This window comes from Kribbella sp. NPDC058245 (assembly GCF_042882005.1).
In the GTDB taxonomy this organism is placed as follows: domain Bacteria; phylum Actinomycetota; class Actinomycetes; order Propionibacteriales; family Kribbellaceae; genus Kribbella.
The window spans coordinates 191,056-208,780 of the sequence record NZ_JBHVWY010000006.1; the positions used below are offsets into that span (position 1 = coordinate 191,056).

General features: G+C 68.1%; 17 protein-coding genes. 8 read left to right on the plus strand and 9 right to left on the minus strand.

Features of this window, described 5'->3' with window-relative positions; all coding sequences use genetic code 11:
• Window positions 1–157 precede the first annotated feature (157 nt).
• Window positions 158–961 carry a deoxyribonuclease IV gene (locus tag ACFVWG_RS15965; RefSeq protein ID WP_391544030.1) on the plus strand — a complete coding sequence of 268 codons (804 nt, stop codon included), beginning with the start codon at window positions 158–160 and terminating at the stop codon, window positions 959–961.
• On the opposite strand, the gene ACFVWG_RS15970 is transcribed toward ACFVWG_RS15965, so the two are convergent.
• Window positions 962–1,444 carry a hypothetical protein gene (locus ACFVWG_RS15970; protein WP_391544031.1) on the minus strand — a complete coding sequence of 161 codons (483 nt, stop codon included), beginning with the start codon at window positions 1,442–1,444 and terminating at the stop codon, window positions 962–964.
• A gap of 36 nt (window positions 1,445–1,480) precedes the next feature.
• Between ACFVWG_RS15970 and ACFVWG_RS15975 the strand changes: the two genes are divergently transcribed.
• Window positions 1,481–2,023, plus strand: a complete 543-nt coding sequence (locus tag ACFVWG_RS15975) for an NUDIX domain-containing protein (RefSeq protein ID WP_391544032.1) — start codon at window positions 1,481–1,483, stop codon at window positions 2,021–2,023.
• Here ACFVWG_RS15975 and ACFVWG_RS15980 read toward each other — a convergent pair.
• From ACFVWG_RS15980 to ACFVWG_RS15990, 3 genes are all read right to left on the minus strand, one after another.
• Window positions 1,992–3,200, minus strand: a complete 1,209-nt coding sequence (locus ACFVWG_RS15980; RefSeq protein WP_391544033.1) for an MFS transporter — start codon at window positions 3,198–3,200, stop codon at window positions 1,992–1,994. The two genes, ACFVWG_RS15975 and ACFVWG_RS15980, sit on opposite strands and share 32 nt — an antisense overlap.
• A gap of 33 nt (window positions 3,201–3,233) precedes the next feature.
• Window positions 3,234–3,950, minus strand: a complete 717-nt coding sequence (locus ACFVWG_RS15985; protein WP_391544034.1) for an SDR family NAD(P)-dependent oxidoreductase — start codon at window positions 3,948–3,950, stop codon at window positions 3,234–3,236.
• Between the two features lie 768 nt (window positions 3,951–4,718).
• Window positions 4,719–5,306, minus strand: a complete 588-nt coding sequence (locus tag ACFVWG_RS15990) for a TetR/AcrR family transcriptional regulator (RefSeq protein ID WP_391544035.1) — start codon at window positions 5,304–5,306, stop codon at window positions 4,719–4,721.
• Window positions 5,307–5,432: 126 nt separating this feature from the next.
• Here ACFVWG_RS15990 and ACFVWG_RS15995 point away from each other — a divergent pair, with 126 nt between their 5' ends.
• The 3 genes from ACFVWG_RS15995 to ACFVWG_RS16005 all read left to right on the plus strand — a co-directional run bounded on the left by ACFVWG_RS15995 (window position 5,433) and on the right by ACFVWG_RS16005 (window position 8,554).
• Window positions 5,433–6,350 (plus strand): SDR family NAD(P)-dependent oxidoreductase, encoded by a 918-nt coding sequence (locus ACFVWG_RS15995; RefSeq protein ID WP_391544036.1) that lies wholly within the window; start codon window positions 5,433–5,435, stop codon window positions 6,348–6,350.
• Between the two features lie 67 nt (window positions 6,351–6,417).
• Window positions 6,418–7,548 (plus strand): lipid II:glycine glycyltransferase FemX, encoded by a 1,131-nt coding sequence (locus tag ACFVWG_RS16000; protein ID WP_391544037.1) that lies wholly within the window; start codon window positions 6,418–6,420, stop codon window positions 7,546–7,548.
• A gap of 4 nt (window positions 7,549–7,552) precedes the next feature.
• A complete protein-coding gene (locus ACFVWG_RS16005) occupies window positions 7,553–8,554 on the plus strand; it encodes an alanine racemase (protein WP_391544038.1) in 1,002 nt (333 codons plus the stop codon).
• 1 nt (window position 8,555) lies between these two features.
• On the opposite strand, the gene ACFVWG_RS16010 is transcribed toward ACFVWG_RS16005, so the two are convergent.
• Window positions 8,556–9,974 (minus strand): amidohydrolase family protein, encoded by a 1,419-nt coding sequence (locus tag ACFVWG_RS16010; protein WP_391544039.1) that lies wholly within the window; start codon window positions 9,972–9,974, stop codon window positions 8,556–8,558.
• Window positions 9,975–10,122: 148 nt separating this feature from the next.
• On the opposite strand from ACFVWG_RS16010, the gene ACFVWG_RS16015 reads away from it, so the two are divergent.
• The gene (locus tag ACFVWG_RS16015; RefSeq protein WP_391544040.1) at window positions 10,123–10,845 is read left to right on the plus strand and encodes a methyltransferase domain-containing protein; all 723 of its coding nucleotides are present in this window, start codon (window positions 10,123–10,125) and stop codon (window positions 10,843–10,845) included.
• Here ACFVWG_RS16015 and ACFVWG_RS16020 read toward each other — a convergent pair.
• Window positions 10,813–12,027: an MFS transporter gene (locus tag ACFVWG_RS16020; RefSeq protein WP_391544041.1), complete on the minus strand. Its 1,215-nt coding sequence runs from the start codon at window positions 12,025–12,027 to the stop codon at window positions 10,813–10,815. The genes ACFVWG_RS16015 and ACFVWG_RS16020 overlap by 33 nt on opposite strands.
• 112 nt (window positions 12,028–12,139) lie before the next feature.
• On the opposite strand from ACFVWG_RS16020, the gene ACFVWG_RS16025 reads away from it, so the two are divergent.
• Window positions 12,140–13,072, plus strand: a complete 933-nt coding sequence (locus ACFVWG_RS16025) for a LysR family transcriptional regulator (protein ID WP_391544042.1) — start codon at window positions 12,140–12,142, stop codon at window positions 13,070–13,072.
• On the opposite strand, the gene ACFVWG_RS16030 is transcribed toward ACFVWG_RS16025, so the two are convergent.
• Window positions 13,023–14,171 carry an NAD-dependent epimerase/dehydratase family protein gene (locus tag ACFVWG_RS16030; protein ID WP_391544043.1) on the minus strand — a complete coding sequence of 383 codons (1,149 nt, stop codon included), beginning with the start codon at window positions 14,169–14,171 and terminating at the stop codon, window positions 13,023–13,025. The two genes, ACFVWG_RS16025 and ACFVWG_RS16030, sit on opposite strands and share 50 nt — an antisense overlap.
• 133 nt (window positions 14,172–14,304) lie before the next feature.
• On the opposite strand from ACFVWG_RS16030, the gene ACFVWG_RS16035 reads away from it, so the two are divergent.
• Window positions 14,305–14,769 (plus strand): GtrA family protein, encoded by a 465-nt coding sequence (locus ACFVWG_RS16035; protein WP_391544044.1) that lies wholly within the window; start codon window positions 14,305–14,307, stop codon window positions 14,767–14,769.
• On the opposite strand, the gene ACFVWG_RS16040 is transcribed toward ACFVWG_RS16035, so the two are convergent.
• Complete coding sequence (locus tag ACFVWG_RS16040; protein WP_391544045.1) at window positions 14,705–16,816, minus strand: glycosyltransferase family 2 protein; 2,112 nt, start codon at window positions 16,814–16,816, stop codon at window positions 14,705–14,707. The two genes, ACFVWG_RS16035 and ACFVWG_RS16040, sit on opposite strands and share 65 nt — an antisense overlap.
• The gene (locus ACFVWG_RS16045) at window positions 16,792–17,691 is read right to left on the minus strand and encodes an NAD-dependent epimerase/dehydratase family protein (protein ID WP_391544046.1); all 900 of its coding nucleotides are present in this window, start codon (window positions 17,689–17,691) and stop codon (window positions 16,792–16,794) included. The genes ACFVWG_RS16040 and ACFVWG_RS16045 overlap by 25 nt, the downstream gene beginning before the upstream one ends.
• Window positions 17,692–17,725 lie beyond the last annotated feature (34 nt).

The window sequence follows — 17,725 nt, forward strand, 5'->3', positions numbered from 1 at the left end:
CTTCCCCCTCACAAACGGGGAGGGAAGGAGACATTTCGGGGGGGTGGGAGCCCTCTGCCCACATTCCCCCACCCACCACTTCCTGTCTCGCGCCACCAGTTGCGGCCGGGGCTGGTGGCGCGTGAGAACTGTCGGAGGGGGGTTCTAGGGTGGGGGCATGAGCTTGAAGCTGGGTGCACACGTCGACCAGGAGGACCCGCTGGCCGAGGCGGCCGACCGGGGCGCCGACCTGGTGCAGTTCTTCCTGGGCAATCCGCAGGACTACAAAGCGCCGAAGGTCGCGTATGCCGACGGCGAGGAGGCGCTGCGCGAGCGGGCCGCCGCGGCCGGCGTCGACCTCTACGTGCACGCGCCGTACCGGTTGAACGTGGCGAACACGAACAACCGGATCCGGATCCCGAGCCGCAAGCTGCTGCAGCAGACGCTCGACAAGGCGGCCGAGATCGACGTCAAGGGCGTCATCGTGCACGGCGGGCACGTCGGCGACGAGGACGACCCCGAGGCGGGCTTCGACAACTGGCGCAAGTGCATCGAGCGCGCCGAACTGCCGGTCCCGCTGCTGATCGAGAACACGGCCGGCGGCGAGAACGCGATGGCCCGTCAGCTGGAGCGAATCGAGCGGCTGTGGGAGGCGGTGCAGGCATCCGGCAACGACCGCCTGGAGAACGTCGGCTTCTGTCTCGACACCTGCCACTTCCACGCGGCCGGCGAGGAGTTGCCGAGCATCGTCGAGAAGGTGCTGGCGATCACCGGCCGGATCGATCTGGTGCATGCGAACGGTTCCCGCGACGAGTTCGGCTCCGGCGCCGACCGGCACGCGAACTTCGAGGACGGTCACATCGACCCGGCGCACATCGTCGCGGTGGTCGAGGCGGCCGGTGCACCGGTCGTGGTCGAGACGCCGAACGTCGACAACGGCCAGAAGACCGACCTCGACTACCTGCGCTCACACCTGAGCTAGCTACTCGGCCTGCTCGGCCTTGTCCGCGTCAGCCTTGTCCGCGTTCAGGTGGTAGAGCCAGTAGCCGATCCCGAAGGGCAGCAGCAGCCCTAGCGTGGTGGTGGTGCGCGGCGGAATCAGGACGCCGACCAGCACTCCCGCCACGCACAGGATCGTCGACACCTGGAACAGGTCGAACCGGCCGAAGACACGTTGCCGAAGATCCGTGCGCTCCAGGGCGCACAGCGCGTACAGACCGGCCAGGCCGAGCAGCAGCACCGTCAGCACAACCAGACCGAGGACGGCGAGGACGTCGAAACCGTCCATCCCGCCCAGGCTGTGCCCGTACTGGAACGCGCCCACCAGCACAGTGACCGCGACACAGACCCAGAACAGGCTCTTCGGGCTCTGCTTCGCCGGCTCAGTCTTTTCGGCCGCTTCGGCTTCTTCAGCCGGCTCGGCTGGTTCAGCCGGCTCGGCGTCGGGCTCGGGATCTGGGGCCATGGCCGCGACGGTAGCGCACCGAAGGACAATGGCGGGATGCAGACCGAGGAATCCTGGGCCGAGCAGTTCCCCGAGCTCTTCGCTCCCGGCCACTGGGCCTGGGGCGAGCTCGACGTCCGGTTCACCGTCGAGGAGCCACCCGACGAGCTGATCAGCAACGTCCACGTGCTCTGCCGGACCACCGGCGGATTCGTTGTCTGCGGCAACGATCTTGGCTGGCGTTTCCTGCCCGGCGGCACCCGGGAACCGAACGAGACGATCGAGCAGCTCGTCCACCGCGAGCTCCTCGAAGAGGCCGGTGCCCGGCTGACCGGCCCGATGACCTGGCTCGGTGCTCACCGCGCCGACCATCGGCGGCCCACGCCGTACCGGCCGCACTTGCCCCACCCACTGTCCTACTGGGCGAACGTCGTCGCGGACGTCGTCGTCGATCAGGCTCCGACGAATCCCGAGGACGGCGAGCAGGTCACCGAGGTGCTCATCCTGCCGCCGGCCGAGGCTGCTGCCTGGCTCGAGGAGCAGTCGGACGGCGTGATGGGCCCGGTCGTCAGACTGGCGATGGCAATGGGGCTGGTTTAGCCGACCGCCACGGCAGCACGAACGCACTCAGCAGAGCGCACGCGCCGCCGAAGTACATCGCACCACGCAGCCCCAGTACGGCGGTCAGCAGTCCGCCGAGCGCTGTGAACGCCGGCTGCACGCTTCGTGAGGTGATCGACCAGGACGTCAGGACGCGGGCCATGTGACTGTCCTCGGTCACCTCCATCCGGTACGTCGCGAACGACGGGTTGAACGCGCCGGCCGCCACCAGCAGCGCGGTCTCGGCGATCAACAGCCAGAAGAACCCAGCCATACCCGCCGGTGCGAGCGGCAGCAGCAGCGTCCAGGGGGCCCGCAGTACGCCGAACCACAGCAGCATCCGGTGCAGCCCGAGCCGCCGGGTGAGCATCGGCGCGAGCCAGGCACCAAGCACGCCGCCGAGGCAGGAGACGCCCAGGAATACGCCGTAGCTCCACGGCGCCAGGTGGAGATCACGCAGCATGAACACTGTCAGCAGCGGAGAGACCATCATCAGCGGACCGCCGAACAGCTGAGCGTTCACGAACAGCACGGCCAGCCCGCGGTTCTTGAAGATGTATTTCCAGCCGGCCGCGACATCACGCTTGCCGGTGTGCGCAACAGGCTCCGGCTCCGGCTGCTCGATTCGCCGGACGCCAAGGGCGGACAGCAGGAACGACACCGCGTCCACAGCCAGCGTCAACGTCGCACCGACCAGGCTGACCAGCCCGCCACCGATCGCGGGCCCGACGCTCATGGTCAACCAGAAGACCTGCTCGAACTTGCTGTTCGCCTCAGCCCGCCCCTCCGGCCCGACCAGCGCCTTCAGATGCGCACCGCTCGCACCCATGAACGCGATCTGTGCCGCCGATTGCAGCACACCCACCACACACAGCTGTGGATAACTCAGCACCCCGAACGCCCCCGCGATCGGCACACTGGCCAGCGCCCCGAACCGGATGACATCCGCCGCGATCATCACCGGCCGCTTCCGCCGCCGTTCGATGAAGTCCCCCATCGGCAACGCGAGCACCGCGGCCGCCAGCGCCGAGATGGCGGCGAGCATCGACACCTGCACTGTGCTGACATCAAGCACCAGTACGGCGACCAGCGGCAGCGCGCCGTACCCGATCCCCGACCCCATCGCACTGACCGCGTTCGCGAACCACAACCGCCGGAAGTCCGGCCCCAAAGACATCCCGCGATCGTAGAAGCGGCCACCGACAGAAACTCAGCGCAGGTTGAGACCGCCGTCGAGGAGGACGACCTCGCCTGTCACATAGGTGTTGTGGATCAGTGCCGAGATCAGATCGGCCACGTCTGCCGGCTGGGCGCTTCGACGCATCGGACTTGAGGTTTTCCACAGGTCTTGAGCGCCGGTCCAGTCGGCGGTCAGCGGAGTATCCACAAGCCCTGGCGCCACCGCGTTCACCCGGACCTCGGGTCCGAGCGCGGCCGCCAGCAGTTTGGTCACATGGTTCAGGGCGGCTTTGCTGGCGGCGTACGCGATGGAACTGCCTTTCGGGCGGACGCCTGCATGGCTGGTCACGTTCACGATGCAGCCACCCGATGACCGCAGGGCCGGGAGCGCCGCCGTACACAACAACCATGGTGCGATCAGGTTGACGTCGAGCATCCGCCGCCAGTCCTCCGCCGTCAGCCCGTCGAGCTCGGCATGCGGTACCGGCCAACTGATGCCCGCGTTGTTCACCAGTACGTCGAGCCGCCCGTGCTCGGCCAGCACCTCCGGGACCAGCTCGCGGGCCGAGTCGTCATCAGCCAGATCGGCCTGGTGATACGACCCGCCCAACTCCGCCGCCAGCGCGATCCCGGCATCCCGGCTGACCCGCGAATGCACCGCCACCGTGAACCCGTCCGCCGCCAGTCGCCGAGCCACCCCGGCGCCGATCCCCGAGACCGACCCCGTCACCAACGCAACCTTCGCCATCCGCCCACCTTAAAAACTCACAACGTCCGAAAACACACCGACCACGCGCTCTTCTTCAGTCTCATCAGATAGGTGAGGTCTCCGGACATGGGTAACAGGGTGGGCCGGTACGGCGTCACTGTGGGGTCGGCCCCGAAGCAGCCGGTTGTTGGGGTTGTCGCAAGCCGGTGCGACGTTGAGCACGGTTCAGTCGTTTGTACAGCCGATACGTGATTGAGCGGTGCTCAAGGTGGGTTGGTGCTGCGACGTTGAGCACGGTTCAACCGTCTCGGCGGGTGTCAGATGGCTGGTGGGTGCTCAAGGTGGCCCCTCAGCCGCCGGTGACCGCAACCCGAAGGCGGGGCGGCCGAAGGCGGGGCGGCCGAAGGCGGGGCGGCCGAAGGCCGGAGACACCCCGAACCCACATCCACCAACCGCCCCCAGTCACCACCAGATGCCCGTGTCGCCAGCCGACGGCAACCTGAACGGATCTCCCCTCAAGTTGCTGGGTCTCCCCTCAAAAATTGAGCAGAGAACCGGCAACCTCGACGGAGATCCCCGCAAATGTCCGCGGCGGTGCCTGGTCTGGCCGAAGGCGGGCACGGTTGGAGGTCGGGGTGTACAGACGGACTGTGAGTAGGCAGCCGGAGCGGTGGTGCTGCGGCGTGACAGGGGTTCTGGAAGGGACGGCTGGTGTGCGTACTAACAGTCGGTGTGTACGCAACCGACCGATGTCCTCAGACACAGCGTCCGAAAACACGCCGACCACGCACTGCGCTTCTTCGGACGTTAGGTCACGCGGTAGCGGAGGCCGTCCAGGAGGAGGTCGAGGAGACGGCCGGCCTGGTCGCGGCGGTCGCCGGCGGCGAGGGCTACGCCGCTGATGCTGACGAGTACGTCGTCCGCGGAGACGTCGGGGCGGAGTTCACCGGCGGCGATGCCAGCGGCGAGGAGTGGTTCGATCGCGCCGACGAGCAGCTCGAGGCTGTGGTCGTACGGGTTGGCGCCGGCGGCGATGATCGCGCGCAGAGCGTCGGCCATGCCCATCTTGCGGTGCATGTAGTCGGCGAAGCGGTCCATCCAGGTCCGCAGCGCCTCGGCCGGCGGGAGTTTGTCGAGCAGCTCGGGCGCGGCCTCGCAGACGGTCGCGAGCTCCTTGCGGTACGCCGCTTCGATCAGCGCCTCGCGAGTCGGGAAGTGCCGGTACAGCGTGCCGATGCCGACGCCCGCGTCCTTCGCGATCCCCTCGAGCGTCGCCTCCAGCCCGCACTTCGCGAATGCCCGCGCGGCCGCGGCCAGCACCTGGTCGCGATTGCGCTGTGCGTCGGCCCGCAGCGGTCGTGCCTTCGCGTCAGTCAACTTGTCTTCCTCCCCCATCTCCCCCTCCTCCCGAACTTCACCCAGAACCTAGCGGACTTGATATCCGGAGGCGCCTCCGCTTAACTGGATTTATCCGGAGGCTCCTCCGGATCAAGACTAGCTCGCAGAACGGGATCAACCCTGATGAGCAGATTCATCACTCCTTTTGGACATGACTCCACGGCCGCCGAGGTGATCGCCGGGACGGACCTGACCGGTCGGCGCGCGATCGTCACGGGTGGCGCCTCCGGGATCGGCGTCGAGACCGTCCGCGCCCTCGCCGGGGCCGGCGCCGAGGTGACGCTGGCCGCCCGCGACAAGGTCGTCGGTGAGCGCGTCGCCGCAGGCATCATCGACTCCACGGGCAATAGCAAGGTGTACGTCGCTCCGCTCGAGCTCGCGGATCGCGCCTCGGTCCGGGCCTTCGCGGCGAACTGGGACGGGCCGCTGCACATCCTCGTCAACAACGCCGGCGTGATGGCCGAGCCGCTGAACCGCACTCCCGAGGGCTGGGAGCACCAGTTCGCCACCAACCACCTCGGCCACTTCGGCCTCGCGCTCGGCCTGTACGACGCGCTCGCGGCCGCGGGTGACGCCCGGATCGTGGCGGTCAGTTCGAGTGCCCACCTGAGCTCCGACGTCATCTTCGACGACATCCACTTCGAGAACCGCCCGTACGACGCCTGGTCGTCGTACGGGCAGTCCAAGACGGCGAACATCCTGTTCGCGGTCGAGGCGGCGAAGCGCTGGGCGCCGGCCGGGATCGTCGCCAATGCCCTGATGCCCGGTGGTATCCGGACCGCGCTGCAGCGCCACATTTCGGCCGAAACCCTGCAGCAATGGGACGAGTTCCCCTGGAAAACGCCCGAGCAGGGCGCGTCCACCTCGGTCCTGCTGGCCGGGTCGCCGCTGCTCGACGGGGTGACCGGTCTGTACTTCGAGGACAACAACGAGGCACTGCCCACCGTGCCCGGCGAAAACACCGGGGTGGCGCCGTACGCGCTGGATCCGGAGGCCGCCACCCGGCTGTGGGAGACCTCACTCGAACTTTTGAACAAGTAAGGGGCGTTCGATCAGGTTGCTGGCTCGACTGGGGTTTCCTCAGGTTGGGCCGGTAACCTGACCGACCGTGAGTGACTTGAGCATCCGGATCATCTCGGCCGACGAGCACGCCGCCTATATCGCGGCACGTCCGTCGGCCAGCTTCCTGCAGACGCCTGGGTGGGCGGCGGTGAAGAGCGAGTGGAAGGCGGAGTCACTCGGCTGGTACGAGCCGAGCAATCCGGCCGAGCTGGTCGGCGTCGGTCTGGTGCTGTACCGGCAGATGCCGAAGGTGAAGCGCTACCTGGCCTACCTGCCCGAGGGCCCGGTCATCGACTGGGACGCGATCGACCTCGGTCGCTACCTGCGGCCACTGGCCGAACACGCGGTGGCACAGGGCGCTTTCGGCCTCCGGATGGGTCCGCCGGTGCCGACCCGGCGCTGGGGCTCGAAGACCATCAAGGACGCGATCGCCGCCGGTCAGCAGGCGCGGATCCGCGACGTCCGTCCGGACGTGATCGAGCCGTCCGGCGCCACCGTCGCGAACCAGCTGACGGCGCTGGGCTGGAAGGCCCCCCGCGTCGTCGAGGGCTTCGCGGCCGGCCAGCCGCAGTTCGTCTTCCAGGTCCCGTTGGCCGACCGCAGCCCGGACGACCTGCTGAAGGGGATGAACCAGCTCTGGCGGCGCAATATCAAGAAGGCCGACAAGATGGGTGTCGAGGTCAGCCAAGGCGGCCTCGAGGACATCAAGGCCTTCCACCAGCTGTACGTCGAGACGGCCGAGCGGGATCACTTCACCCCGCGACCGCTGCCGTACTTCGAGAAGATGTACTCGGCGATGGCGAACCAGCCGGCCGGGTGCTGCGACTTCCGGGTCTACAACGCCCATCACGAGGGCGATCTGGTCGCGTCGACGATCTGGATCCGGGTCGGTGGTCATTCGTGGTACTCCTACGGAGCCAGCTCGACCGCCAAGCGGGACGTGCGTGGATCGAACGCGATCCAGTGGCGCATGATGTCGGACGCACTCGCCGAGGGTGCGACCGTGTACGACCTACGGGGCATCACCGACACCTTGGACCCGAACGACCCGCACGTCGGGTTGATCCAGTTCAAGGTCGGCACCGGCGGCGAGGCCGTCGAGTACGTCGGTGAGTGGGATCTGCCGTTGAACAAGGCGCTCTACACCGCATTCGACCTCTACATGAGACGGCGTTGACACCATGCCCCTGACCCTGCACGTCGATTCCGATCGATGGCGCGATCACCTTCGTTCCACGTGGAACCCCGACATCGTCCCGGTGGCCAAGGGCAACGGCTACGGGTTCGGCAACCACCGGCTGATCGCTGAGTCGCGCGCGCTCGGTGCCCGCACGGTCGCCGTCGGCACCTACTTCGAGGTGCCGCCGGACCCGCGCGAGGACGTCGTCGTACTGACGCCGTGGCGGCCGTTCCTGGAGATGTCGCAGAGCAAGAACGTGATCCACACGGTCAGCCGCCTGGCCGACCTGGTCTCGATCCCGGCCGGCAGCCGGGTGCTGATCGAGGTCCAGACGTCGATGCGCCGGCACGGGATCGGCGCCCGCGAGCTGCGGCACACGATGCTGCTGAACGCGCTCGACCGGATCCGCTTCGAGGGCTGGTCACTGCACTTCCCGATGGGCGCCGGCGGTACGTCGGCCAACGTCCGCGAGGCGGCCAACCTGGCCAAGGCGGCGACCGACGTACGGCGGGGTCCGCTGTGGGTGTCGCATGTCCCCGCTCAGAAGCTCGGTGACATCGGCGAGAACGTGAAGCTCCGGATGGGTACGGCGCTCTGGCTCGGCGACCGTGGTGCGTTGACGGTCCGCGCGACCGTGCTCGACGTGCACTCGGTCCGCCGCGGCGAGCGCGTCGGCTACCGCCAGCGCCGGGTCAGCGGCGACGGCCACATCCTGGTCGTCTCCGGCGGCACCGCGCACGGCGTCGGCCTCGAGGCCCCGACCGCGGCCGCGACCGTCCGCCAGCGCGCGATCGCGATGGCCAAGGGCAGCCTCGACGCGGCCGGCATGGCGCTGTCGCCGTTCACGATCGAAGGCAAGCAGCGCTGGTTCGCCGAGCCCCCGCACATGCAGGCCAGCATGCTGTTCCTGCCGTCGGCCGTCGCGCCGCCCGCCGTGGGCGACACGATCGGCGTCGACGTCCGCTTCACCACCACATCCTTCGACCGCGTCTCGATGGATTAGGTCAGCGGCCCAGCAGTACGTCGATGCGGTCGCTGGCCGCATCGGCGTCGCGGATCACCTTGGCGGTGTCGACGCCGATCAGCTGGCCGTCGCGCTTGACGGCGACCCCGTTGACGAAGACCCATTGGACGTTGGCGGGCTGGGCGTTGAAGACAAGCTGGCTGACCCAGTTGCCGTTCGGGGCGAAGTTGAGGGCCTGCGGGTCGATGATCTGCAGGTCCGCCTTCTTACCCGGCGTCAGCGAGCCGATCTCCTGGTCGATCCCGAGGGCCTCGGCGCCACCCAGGGTGGCCATCCGCAGGACGTCGGCCGGCTGCGGGTAGCGGGTCGGATCCTCCGCCGTGGCGCGCTGGAGGCCGACCGCGGCGCGCATGTCGTTGAACATGTCCGTCGTGTCGTTGGTCCCGCCGTCGATGCCGAGGCCGACCTTGATACCGCGCGACTTCATCTCCGGCAGCCGGATGACGCCGGAGGCCAGGCGCATGTTGGAGAGCGGGTTGTGCGCGACCCGGACGTCGTTGGCGGCCAACTCGTCGAGCTCCGCATCGGTCATGTGGATCGCGTGGTTCATCAGCAGACCGGGCCGGATGGCGCCGACCTTGCGCAGGGCCTCCATCTGGCCGGTGGCCGGGTCGGTCTTCGACTCGTGCACGTGCACGTTCAGGGCGACGCCGAGCTCCTCGGCCAGCTTCTCCGCGGCCGCGGTGTTGGCGAGGTTCTGCAGCGTGGGGTGCTGACCGACCTGCAGGTGCGCCAACGGGTTCGGATCGATGACCTGCTTCTTCACCCGGCGGATCTCGTCGAGGGTGGCCGGGTTGGTGTTGGCCGTGTACGAGAAGAAGAAGCGCAGCTTCGAATCCGCGAGGGCCTTCAGGCTGCCGTTCGCGAAGTCGGCGGAGAAGCTGTGCGACCAGTCGGTCGTGGTGGTGATGCCGGTGCCGATCGCGTCCAGCGTGGAGAGCCTCGTGCCGGCGTACGCATCGGCGTACGCCGGTTGGTTGCTGTACAGCGGGAGCACACACTCGGCGAGCCAGCCGTTGAGCTCCTTGTCGGTGGCACACCCGCGGATCAGCGACTGCCAGGTGTGCGTGTGCAGGTCGACGAAGCCGGGCATCACGACCTTGCCGCGACCGTCGATCACCCGCGCGCCGGCGGTGGCAGGCAGGTCCTTGCCAACGGCGGTGATCGTGTTCTTGGTCATCAGGACGTCGGCGTCCTTGAGCAGACCGAGTGAGCCCTGGCCGACGGCCGGATCCATCGTGAGGACCATCGACGCGTCCCGGATCAGGACCTTCGCGGTGCCGTCGTAACCGGCGGCATCGAGCTGATCGGTCCCGTCCAGTTGGTTGGCACCGACCGGTACGGCGAGACCGGCCAGCACGGTGAAGCCAAGGGCGAGAGCGCGGCGCCTGGTGACCATGGCGAGAACCTCGATCCGGGAGGGGAAGGGGCCCGAACCTAACTCTTGCCAGGCCCGTAGCCCCACTCATTTCCAGCCTGGTCGAACCTTGTCTGCCCCATCGCGCAGCTCTTGACTTCAGGTGCACCTGAAGTTGCACCGTGGGGTCATGGGGTTTCTGGAACGGATCGAGGAGCAGCCCGGAGCTGCTGAGCTTCGGGCCGAGTCGTACCGGCTGCTGGGTCTCAAGCGCGGCGCGAGCGTGGTCGACGTGGGCTGCGGTGCCGGGCACGCGGCCGAGGAGCTCGCGGCGCTCCGGCTCAAAGTGACTGGGCTGGACGCCGATCCCGAGGCGGTCGAGGCGGCCCGCACCCGGGTTCCCGGGGCGATGTTTCACGTGGCACATTCCGACGACCTGCCGCTCGCCGACGAGTCGATGGACGGCTACCGGGCGGTGCGGCTCTTCCACCTGCTGGAGGACCCGGTCCCGACGATCGCCGAGGCCTATCGGGTTCTGCGGCCCGGCGGCCGGATCGTGGTCGGCGGCCAGGACTACGGCTTCCTGCTGATCGACAGCTCCGATCAGGACCTGACCGACGTCATCCTGCTCGGTCTCGAATCCCGCTCGGTCGCGCCCCGCGCCGTACGGAATCTTCGTGATCTGCTCCTGGACGCCGGGTTCCGCGACGCCGAGGTCGTCGTCCACACCGATGTCGTCACCGACTACGCCGCGATGGCTCCGCAGCTCGCGGCCGCCGCAACCGCAGCCGTCGACAAGGCCCTGATCACGCGGGACGATGCCGACGGCTGGCTGGCCGAGCAGAAGGAACGCGGTCGTCGCGACCGCTTCCTCACGGTGCTACCGACGTTGCTGGTCAGCGCTCGCCGTTAGCGCGGCGACGATCGCGCCGGCCGACAATACGGTCGCGAGACCGATCATCGATGGCAGCAGCGCCACATGCTGGATCAGCACGCTGAAGCCGATCGACGGCAGTCCCATGCCGAGGTAGGCGATGACGAAGAACACTGCTAGGACACCTGCCCGGGAGGCCGGCTGCGCAGCGATGACTGTCTCGGCGACAGCGCTCTTGAAGAGCAGCCCCGCACCTGCGCCGGAGAGCGCGGCACCGACGAGCAGGACCCAAAGGGACGGCCGATAGATGGCCGCCGCAGTCAGAACCAGACCTGCCGGGTACAGCACGGCACCGATCATCAGCGTCCGCGATCGATCGACCCGGCCCAACGCCATCTGCGCGACCGCGGAGGCCGCGAAGACGGTGAAGGGCGCCAAAGCAGCAACGAAGTACGACGTGATGCCGAGCTCGCCGCGGACGATGATCGCCCCGAGCGAGGAGAACAGCCCCATCACCGCGAAGGCGATGGCCCCGAGCGCGGCCGCCGCGACGAACGCCCGCCGCTGCCCGTCCCGCAGCGCGAACCGCACCGGCCGGTCCTGCTCGGCCAGCTCGGTGTCGACCGTCTCCGGGCTGGTCAGCACGAGCAGCAGGAACACCGACATCAGTACGCCGAAGACCACGTACGACGTCCGTAACGGAGCCGGACCCCATTGACCCAGTACGCCGGCCACGAGCGGGCCGAGGGCGAGTCCACCCAGGTTCGAGGCCGTCGCGACCAGCGCCGGGAACGAGGATCCGCCCCGCTCTGGCCACGCCTCGCGGTACAGGTCGGTGAGGTACGTCGTCGCGGTCGAAGCCATCAGCCCGATGGCGACTCCAGTGAGCACCCGGCCGACGAGCAGCGCGGGCAGTTGCGGCCAGATCGCGAGGATCACGTCCGCGACGATCCCGGTCAGCAGCGCGGGCAGGATGATGCGCCGACGGCCGAGGCGGTCGGACAGATGCCCGAGCGCCAGCAGGGCGCCGCCGGCGCCGATCACCATCGCGGCGAACGCGATGGTCACGGTGGTCGGGCCGAAATGGTCGTGGGACTGGTAGATGGGCCACAGCGGCGTCGGCACCGTGCCGAACGCCATCAGGGTCACGAAGGCCGCGGCGACGAACCAGAAGCCGGTCAGGTGCCGGCTGCCGGTGCGCAGCGGTGTTGCGATGCTCATCAGAAACCTCTCGTCGGTGCGTCTCCCTCCATCTGAACCCAGGCCCCTCGACCAGCGATAGCATCTTCATTGGGACTGGTTGAGATACTTTCCATCTGCATTGGAGATATTGATGGAGCTGCGGCACCTGCGCCACTTCGTCGCGCTCGCCGAGGAACGCAGCTTCACGACGGCTGCCCAGCGCGAGCACATCGTCCAGTCCGGACTGTCGACCTCGATCCGGGCGCTGGAGAAGGACGTCGGCGCGCTGTTGTTCGTCCGCGGCACCCGGCCGATCCGACTGACCGCCGAAGGGGAGGCACTCATCCCGTCGGCTCGCCGGACGCTCGAAGCGGCGGCCGCGGCCCGGCAGACGGTTCAGGAGGTGCACGGCGTCCTGGCTGGGCGGTTGCGGATCGGCGCGCTGCAGAGCACCGGCCACACGCTCCCGTTCGCGAACTGGCTCGCCGAGTTCACGCTGGCCCATCCTCGGGTGGAGATCGTCGTCCGGTTCGAGGCGGCCTCGGAGATGATCGACCGGGTCGTCGATGGCGGCCTGGACATCGCGCTCGCCGCCTTGCTCGACGACGGCCCGCCCGGACTGGACGTCGTACCGCTGCTGACCGAACCGCTGATGCTGGCCTGCCCGGCCGATCATCCGCTGGCGAAGGAGTCCGCGGTCGGACTCGATCAGTTGCTCGGCGAACGGTTCATCGAGGCTCCGCCTGAATGGGCGATCCGGGCCGTCATCGACGGGGCCTTCAAAGCTGTCGGTCTGCAGCGCCGGGTCGCCGTCGAGGTCAACGAGTGGAGTCTGACGCTCGACCTGATCGCCGCCGGTGCGGGCGTCGCGCTGGTTCCGGAAGGCCTCGACTTCGCCTTGCACGCCCGGTCGGCCGGGACGGTTCAGCTGGTGCCGCTGTCCGGCAGCCAACTCGCCCGGCGGGTCGACCTGGTGCTGCCGGCCGGCCACGCCGCGACTCCTGCGGCGCGCCGGTTCGCCGAGCTCGTGCGGTCTAAGGTGCGACCCGCCAGTTCACTGTTGGCAGCAACGCCTCCAGGCTGACCCGATCCTTGTTGGCGGCAACAATGTCGAACATCGACTCGATCAGCGTCTCCGACAACAGGTGTGGCTGCAGACCGAGCCCGACCAGACCGGTGTGCTTGACGTTGTAGTAGTGCTCGGCCTGCTCGACCCGCGGGTTCTCCAGGTGTTCGACCTGAACCGGACCGGGGAAGCATTCGGCCACCAGGGTCGCCAACTGACTGACCGAATAGCTCTCGGTCATCTGGTTGAAGACCCGGAATTCACCCGCGTCGGCCGGGTTCTCCACGGCGAGCCGGATGCACTCGACGGTGTCCCGGATGTCCAGGAAGCCTCGCGTCTGCCCGCCCGCGCCGTACACGGTGAGCGGCTCGCCGAGTACGGCCTGGATGACGAAGCGGTTGAGCACTGTGCCGAAGACGGCGTCGTAGTCGAAGCGGGTCGCCAGCCGCGGATCGAGCACGGTCTGGTCGGTCTGCTGCCCGTAGACCACGCCCTGGTTGAGATCCGTGACGCGCAATCCCCAGACGCGGCAACCGAACTCGAGGTTGTGCGAGTCGTGCACCTTGCTCAGGTGGTAGAACGAGCCCGGCTTCTTCGGGTAGAGCATCCGGTCGGTCCGCCCGTTGTGGGTGACCTCGAGCCAGCCCTCCTCGATGTCGATGTTCGGAGTGCCGTACTCCCCCATCGTGCCGAGCTTGACCAGGTGGATCCCCGGGTTGTGCTCGGCGATCGCGTACATCAGGTTCAGCGTGCCGATCACGTTGTTCTGCTGGGTGTACACGGCGTGCTGCCGGTCGATCATCGAGTACGGCGCCGCCCGCTGCTCGGCGAAATGAACGATCGCGTCGGGCGCGAACTCCTGCACCACCGTGGCGAGGAACTCCCCGTCCAGCAGATCACCGACGTACGGCGTGATGCTGTGCCCGGAAACCTCCTTCCAGGCAGCGACTCTGGTGTCGAGGTCCTCGATCGGCACCAGACTCTGGACGCCCAGCTCACGGTCGTAACCGCGGCGGGCGTAGTTGTCCAGCACCGCGAGGTCGTGGCCGCGATCGGACAGATGCAACGCGGTCGGCCACCCTAGGTAACCGTCACCGCCCAGGACGAGTACGCGCACAGCGCTCGCCGCCTTCCGGTATGGGGATATTGGCTCACTTTCATTCCTATCCCGGTACCCGCCCGTGCAACCTAGAGACCGCTGGCAATTGCCTGTGAATGCGGGCATTCTGCACTGGTGCACAATGGATGCCGTGCGCATCCACCGACAGCTCGCGAGGCGCTTCGGCCTGCGCCGGAGCCGATTGTTGCTGTGGGCGAAGTACTCGGCATCCTCCGTGATCTCCACGGCGGTGAGTCAGGTCGCCTTCGCGCTGTGTTACTGGTTCGGCGCCGCGCCGCTGCTGGCCACCGTCGTCGCCTGGGTGGCCGGCGGGATCCCGAACTACGTGCTCACCCGCCGCTGGGCCTGGGAACGCCGCGGGAGAGTGTTGCCCTACGCAATCATCGTGGTCGGGAACGCCGCCGTCGCCGCGGTGGTCACCAGCGTCACCGACAAGGCCGCGCAGGCGTGGATCGACTCGCTGTTCTGGCAGACCATGCTGGTCAGCAGCTCGTACTTCCTCACCTTCGCGGTGCTGTTCGTGGTCAAGTTCAAGCTGTTCGACCGCTGGGTGTTCGCCGAGCCCGTCGCAGTACGTACTCCCGCAGCCACGTAGTGGTCATCACCCGCGCGTAGTTCGCGCCGTACACGAGGCCTGGGCCCTTCTTGCTGGTCCCGTCGCCGCGCCGGCGCATCGTCATCGGCAGCTCGACCACACGCGCCTTCAGCGCAAGCACTCCGAGAAGTAGCTCCGACGACTGGTACTGCGGCTCTCGCAGCGTGACCGCGGTCGCGAGCTCGGCCCGCATCGCGCGGAACCCGAACGACGTGTCTGTCAGCCGCCGCCTGGTCAGGATCGACGCCAGTACGGCGAAGACGCGTACCCCGAGCCAGCGCAGCCTACTGTCCGCATCCTCCGCCCCGAGCCGGCGCGACCCGGTAACGAAGTCCGCCCGGTCGTCGAGAATCGGCTGCACCAGTACGTCGAGTTCGTCGTTGTCGTACTGACCATCAGCGTCGGTTGTGACGATGTACTGCGCTCCGCCCTGCGCTGCAACGTGATACCCGAGGCGCAGCGCGGCACCTTGCCCACGGTTGCTCTCGGCAACCACCACGGATGCTCCCGCTTGCCGGGCAATCGCGGCGGTGTCATCGGTCGCACCGTCAACCACAACCAGTACGTCGACGGGCATCCCGGCGCAGGTCCGTGGCATATTGGCCAGCACCGGACCGATCCCGGCGGATTCGTTGTAGGCGGCAATCACCACGACGATCGGCGCGAAGTCCTTGGTGAATCCCTTGGTGGCTTGGGAGTCGACGGCGTCCGGGTAGGCGGCGAGTGCGGGGCGGGCCTGATCCCTGCCGAGAAGCGCGCGTAGCCCGATCGCGCCCGCGAGCGGGAAGAACACGAGTGCCGGAAGCTGGTACCGCCAGGAGAACTCGAACGCTGCGGAGCCGAGCAGCAGAATGATGCCGGCCGCGGCCAGCAACAGCGCGGCGCGTGCGATTGCCGCCTCCGCAGCTCGGCGGGGGCCGCTGCCCTTGACCCGCCTCACTCCAGCCACCAGCGCGATCAGCGCCCCTAGACCGAGCAGACTCCCCGACGTGTAGCCGCCGTTCAGTTGGTACGCCCGGAGGATCGCCGCTGGCGTGTGGACCACGTGCGGCTCCTCGCCGCCGAACTTCACCGCGAAGGCGGCCGTGTTGATGTCCTGGAGGTTCGGATAGGTGAGCTGGAACTGCCAACGGCTCAGCGGCACGTCGTTCGGCGAGGTGGTCCGGGTGGGGGCGAAACCCTTGGCGAAGTCCTTCAGCACAGCCCAGGCGACGTCGAGCGGCTGATGCTTGATGACCTCATGGGCGAACGCCGTGGCCTGCTGCGGCGTCGTACCGGCGGGGAGTGGGGTGTGGGCGTAGTAGTCGACGCCCAGTCGCTGGCCGAGTGGTTCCTTCGGGCAGAGCGGGCTCGGCGCGCAGTCCGCGACCACTGCGGTCCGTCCGTAGAGCACCTGGCTCCCAGCACCCGTGAAACCCCAGCGACCGGTCTCCGCGTGGAAGTAGCCGACGTAGGCACCGGCCACCACGGCAAACCCGGCTATGACCACCAGCGCCCGCCGCCAGCCGACGTACAGGACGACGGCGAGCAGCAGGGTGATGCCGATGGCTCGGACGGAGAAGGCTGCGCCCACGAGGACACCGGCTGCGGCCGCCGTCTTCCAGTTCAGCTTGGCGAGGAGCAGCCAGAGGATGCCGACGAGCAGTACGTCGAACAGCGTCTCGGCCATCACGTTCTGCTCGATCTGAACCTGGTAGGCGTCGAGTAGCAGCGGTGCGGCGGCCAGCGCGGACAGCCAGCGGTAGACGGTCAGCCGCCGGGCCAGGGCGTAGATGGCGATCCCCATCAGCAGCCCGGCCACGTGCTGCACGATCACCACAAGCGTGATGCCGCCCAGGTCGACCAGCGGCTTCAGTGCGATCGAGTAGCCGATCGGGTTGAGCTGGTCCGGCTTGAGCAGCTCCATGTTGAACAGGTACTGCTGCGAGTCCACATAGATGATCCCCGGCTGGTACGCGATCGTCGCCAGCACGCGTAACGCCGTACCGGCCATCAGGAAGACGACCAGCAGCCAGTGGCGTCTCAGGACTGCTGGAAGTACTGCCACGTCCGCGCCAGGCCCTCGTCCAGCTCAACGGTCGGGGCGTACCCGAGGTCGTTCGTGATGTCGACGATCACGGCGGGCATCTCGCCGGCCGGGGCCTCGATGTGCTCCGCCGGGAGCGCCTTGCCGGTCACCGTGCGGACCGCCTCGATCATCTCCAGCACGGACACCGACCGGCCGGAGCCGATGATCGCGCGCCCGTTGAAGTCGGTCTCGAGAGCGAGCAGTACGGCGTTCACCACGTCGTCGATGTAGACGAGGTCCCGACGCTGGGTGCCGTCGCCGTGCACCTGCACTCCGGTACCGGCGAGCGCCGCGCGCATCATCCGCGGTACGAAGCTGTCCTTGTGCGACATCCCCGGCCCGTAGACGTTCGTGAACCGCAGTGCGGCGGTCGCCATGCCGTAGCTGCCGGAGTACGCCGAGAGCAGCATCTCCCCGGCCGCCTTGGTCGCCCCGTACGGCGTGAGCGGGCGGAGCGGCAGCTCGGCCGTGATGGTCGCCGTACCGACGTCTCCGACGACCGCATTGGTCGAGGCGAGCACGAACCGGTCCACACCGCTGCCTCGGGACAGCTCCAGCAGCACCTGGGTGATGGTCACGTTCTGCGCGAACGTCGCCATCGGGGCGTCCACGGAGCGCAGTACGGAGGTCAGGGCGGCCAGGTGGACCACCGCGGTCGGGCGGGTCTCGAAGGCGCCGATGCAGACCTCCTGGTTGGCCAGGTCCCCGGTCACCACGGTCACGCCGTCGTCCCACGTGGGGTCCGGCGGCTCCCGGTCGACGGCCGTCACCGGTACGTCGCGCTCCCGCAGGGCCTTCACCACCGCTCGCCCGATGAAACCTGCCGCACCCGTGACCAGCACCCGTTCCGCCATATCGCTCAACCTACGCGGAGTGGTCAACCGATGA